Consider the following 3,755-nt stretch of genomic DNA (forward strand, 5'->3'; position numbering starts at 1 on the left):
CTCGTCGGAGAGCTGGCGGTAAGCCACCGCCGGCACCTCGAGGTGAAGGTCTATCCGGTCGAGCAGCGGGCCGGACACGCGGGCGAGGTACCGGCGTACCTCCGCCGGCGTGCACCCGCACGGCCGCGCGGTGCTCCCGTGGAAACCGCACGGGCACGGGTTCATCGCCGCCGCGAGCATGAAGCGCGCCGGATAGCTCAGGGATATCGCCGCACGCGAGAGCGTCACCGCGCCGTCTTCCATGGGCTGGCGGAGTACTTCGAGCACGTTCTTCCGGAACTCCGGCAGCTCGTCGAGGAAGAGCACTCCGTTGTGCGCCAGGCTGACCTCTCCGGGCCGCGGGTAGCTCCCCCCGCCGATGAGTCCGGCGTCGGAGACGGTGTGATGCGGAGAGCGGAACGGGCGGGTGGCGATCAGCGATTCGCCCGTGGGCAGGACGCCGGCCACCGAATGGATCTTGGTCGTCTCCAGCGCTTCCGCCAGCGACATCGCCGGCAGGATCGTGGGCAGACGCCGCGCGAGCATCGTCTTGCCGCTCCCGGGCGGGCCCACCATCAGCAGGTTGTGCGCTCCCGCCGCCGCCACTTCCAGCGCGCGCTTGGCATACTCCTGACCCTTCACCTCGCAGAAGTCCACCGCGTCGGAGGCCCGCGATGCGAACAGCGCGTCCACGTCCACCTCGCCGCGGGGGAGCGGCGGCCCGCCGTCCAGGTGGCCGACCACCTCCGCGAGCGTGGCGGCGCCGCGCACGTCGAGCGTCTTCACGACCGCCGCCTCGCGCACATTAGCCGCGGGGACCACCAGCCCGGCGCACCCTGCCTGCTCCGCCGCCACCGCCATCGAGAGGGCGCCGCGGATCGGCCGTATCCCGCCGTCGAGGCCCAGCTCTCCCAGAACGAGGTAGCCTCGGAGCCCCGCCGGATCGATCTGCCCCGTCGCCGCCAGGATGCCGAGGGCGATTGGCAGGTCGAAGGCCGAGCCCTCCTTCCGAATGTCCGCCGGGGCGAGGTTCACCGTGATGCGTTGCAGCGGGAACAAGTACCCGGTGTTGTGGATGGCGGAGTTGACCCGCTCGCGGCTTTCCTTCACCGCCCCGTGCGGCAGTCCGACAGTGGCGAAGGACGGGAGACCGAAGGCGATATCGGTCTCGACGTCCACCAGGTAGGCGTCGATCCCCAGGACGGCCGCCGAGGCGATTCTGGCAAGCATGGCAAGACGCTACCACCTGTCAACGAAAAGATGGTGGCGAAAAACAGGCAGGCCGGTGCGTTTCCTTGCAACCAGGAACGACACCTTCCAATTGCCGGCATACCCACTGATGAATCGGCATCTCACCCGTCGATGGCCTGGAGGCCCCGTGTCCCCGAAGCTCCGTCGTTTCGCGATCCTGCTCTCCTGCGCCGTGCCGCTAGTGGCCGGCGGCTTCGGGCTCGGGCGCCGGTATCCGGCGGACGGGTTCCGGCTCTTCCAGAACGTGTTCTCGATAGTCGCCGAGGAGGCAGTGGACAGCCTCGGCGCCGACAGCATCTATACCGCCGCGGCCCGCGGTCTGGTGGAATCGCTGGGCGATCCGTACGCCCAGCTGTTCAGCCGGCAGGAGTTCGAGCGATTCAGCCGTAACGATCTGGGCAACCGCTACGGCGGGGTCGGGCTGCGCATCGTGCGGATCCGCGGCGGCATCCAGGTGTGGCGCGTCATCCCCGGCGGGCCTGCCGAGGCGGCCGGGGTCCAGCGCGGCGACCGGATCGTCCAGGTCGGTGACTCGCTCACCGACGGATGGACCACGGACCGAGTCGCGAACTCGCTCACCGGGGTGCCGGGCACCACCGCGCACGTCACCCTCACGCGCCACTTGACCGGCGAGCGGTACGCCCTCGACCTCACCCGTGCCGTCATCTCCGTCTCGGCCGTTCCCTACGTGACGATGCTCGACGGCGGCATCGGCTACGTCCCGGTGCAGCGCTTCAGCGACCGCTCCGCCGCCGACGTGGCCGGCGCGATCCAGCGCGTGCAGGCCGCGGGCGCCACGAGCTACATCCTCGACCTGCGCGGGAACCAGGGAGGCAGCCTCGACCAGGCGGTGCGGATGACCAACCTCTTCATCGAGGCGGGTCGCCCCATCGTGGAGGTCGCCTCGCGCCACACCAGCGACACGCTGCGTGGGGTCCGGCCCCCGCTTCTCGCCGGCCGCGCGCCCGTGGTGGTGCTGGTGGACAGCGCGACCGCGTCCGCGTCCGAGATCGTGGCCGGCGCGCTCCAGGATTACGACCGCGCCCTGGTGCTGGGGACGAACACCTTCGGGAAGGGTGTGGTGCAGGGCGCCTTTAACCTGCCGGACGGCTGGATCGTGAAGCTCACGACCGGCCGCTGGTTCACGCCGGCCGGCCGGCCGCTCCAGCGGACCCGCGGCGACAGCGTTCGCGGGCAACGCCCGACGTTTCGCTCGGCGGGCGGCCGAGCGATCCTGGGCGGCGGCGGGATCACGCCCGACGTCATCATCTTCGGTGACACGCTCGCGGCCTCCGCCCAGTCGGTGGGCCGGCTGCTGAACACCCGCGCTACCGCGGTGAACGAGGTGCTGGACGGCTACGCGGGGGAGCTCGAGGCTGGTGTGGGACCGCAGCTGGCGGTTTCGCCCGAGTGGCGTCGCGAGCTGGTAAGACGGCTGCGCGGCGCAGGCGTGTTGCTGCCGGACTCGCTCGACCGTCCGGCCGGCGAGTACCTGGACCGCATCCTCGAAGGCCGGCTCGTGGGCCTAGTCCTTTCAGACTCCGCGGCCTTCGTGCGAGCGGCGCCTCGGGACGTGCAACTCAACCACGCCACGACGCTCCTTCGCGGCGCCCGATCGCAGCAGGACCTGCTGGCGCAGGCGCAGAGGGGACCGGGCCGGGGATGAGAGGGCCGCGCAGCCATACCCTTGACCGATAAGTACAAATTGTACATATTGTACGCGAAGGTCACCGTCGCACCACTGTGAGGGTCTTGTGGCCAACAACCGTCTAGCTGCCAGCAAGGCAAGGGAGAGATTCGCGGACGTCCTCGACGAGGTCGCGGTTAAGGGTGAGAGAGTTCTTCTGCACCGACACGGGAAGAACGTCGCTGCGTTGATCTCGCCGGACGACCTGGAGCTTCTCGAGGCGCTCGAGGACCGCTACGACGTGGAATCCGCCCGCCAGGCTCTGGCCGAATCCGGCGAGAGAGTGCCTTGGGAAAAGATCAAGAAACGTCTCTCGCTCTGATCGTCAGTGGCTCGGCAAGTGTCTTACCGCATAGTGTTCACGCGACGCGCGGAGCGCGAGTTCGGTTCCCTACCCGAACGCGAGAGAGTTCGCTTGGGCAGGCGCATAGACGCCTTGGCGACGACGCCTCGGCCCAGCGGCGTGAGAAAGCTTGGTGGCGCCGAGGATCTGTACCGGCTCCGCAGCGGCGACTATCGAGTGATCTACCAGATCGAGGATCGCGTAATCACGATCACCGTTGTGCGAGTCGGCCATCGTCGTGACATTTACCGTTGACTGGAGCCGCATCGCGGGCGCCTGACAGTGTCGGCGCCTCATCACCATCTCATTTCCTCACCTCTTCACCCATCACCATCCCGTCATCAATGGTCGTGCACCCGTCCCGACTGGATGAGACGCTGGCGAGCCGGGTTGCCCGGCGTCGCGATGTGGGTGGCTGGGTCGTATTCCCTGCCGATCGCCGGACTCCCCTCGGGCACCCAGATCTGGGTCACCGTGTAGTAGTACCCCCTCGGC

General features: G+C 68.7%; 4 protein-coding genes. 2 read left to right on the forward strand and 2 right to left on the reverse strand.

What is annotated here, in order from left to right; genetic code table 11:
* A partial coding sequence (locus Q8Q85_09665; protein MDP3774520.1) for a YifB family Mg chelatase-like AAA ATPase occupies positions 1–1,209 on the reverse strand: 1,209 nt, incomplete at its 3' end.
* 148 nt (positions 1,210–1,357) lie between these two features.
* On the opposite strand from Q8Q85_09665, the gene Q8Q85_09670 reads away from it, so the two are divergent.
* Positions 1,358–2,896, forward strand: a complete 1,539-nt coding sequence (locus Q8Q85_09670) for a S41 family peptidase (protein MDP3774521.1) — start codon at positions 1,358–1,360, stop codon at positions 2,894–2,896.
* Positions 2,897–2,984: 88 nt separating this feature from the next.
* Positions 2,985–3,239 (forward strand): type II toxin-antitoxin system Phd/YefM family antitoxin, encoded by a 255-nt coding sequence (locus Q8Q85_09675; protein MDP3774522.1) that lies wholly within the window; start codon positions 2,985–2,987, stop codon positions 3,237–3,239.
* 69 nt (positions 3,240–3,308) lie between these two features.
* On the opposite strand, the gene Q8Q85_09680 is transcribed toward Q8Q85_09675, so the two are convergent.
* Positions 3,309–3,557: a hypothetical protein gene (locus tag Q8Q85_09680; GenBank protein MDP3774523.1), complete on the reverse strand. Its 249-nt coding sequence runs from the start codon at positions 3,555–3,557 to the stop codon at positions 3,309–3,311.
* Positions 3,558–3,755 lie beyond the last annotated feature (198 nt).

Source organism: Gemmatimonadales bacterium, assembly GCA_030697825.1.
Lineage (GTDB): Bacteria > Gemmatimonadota > Gemmatimonadetes > Gemmatimonadales > JACORV01 > JACORV01.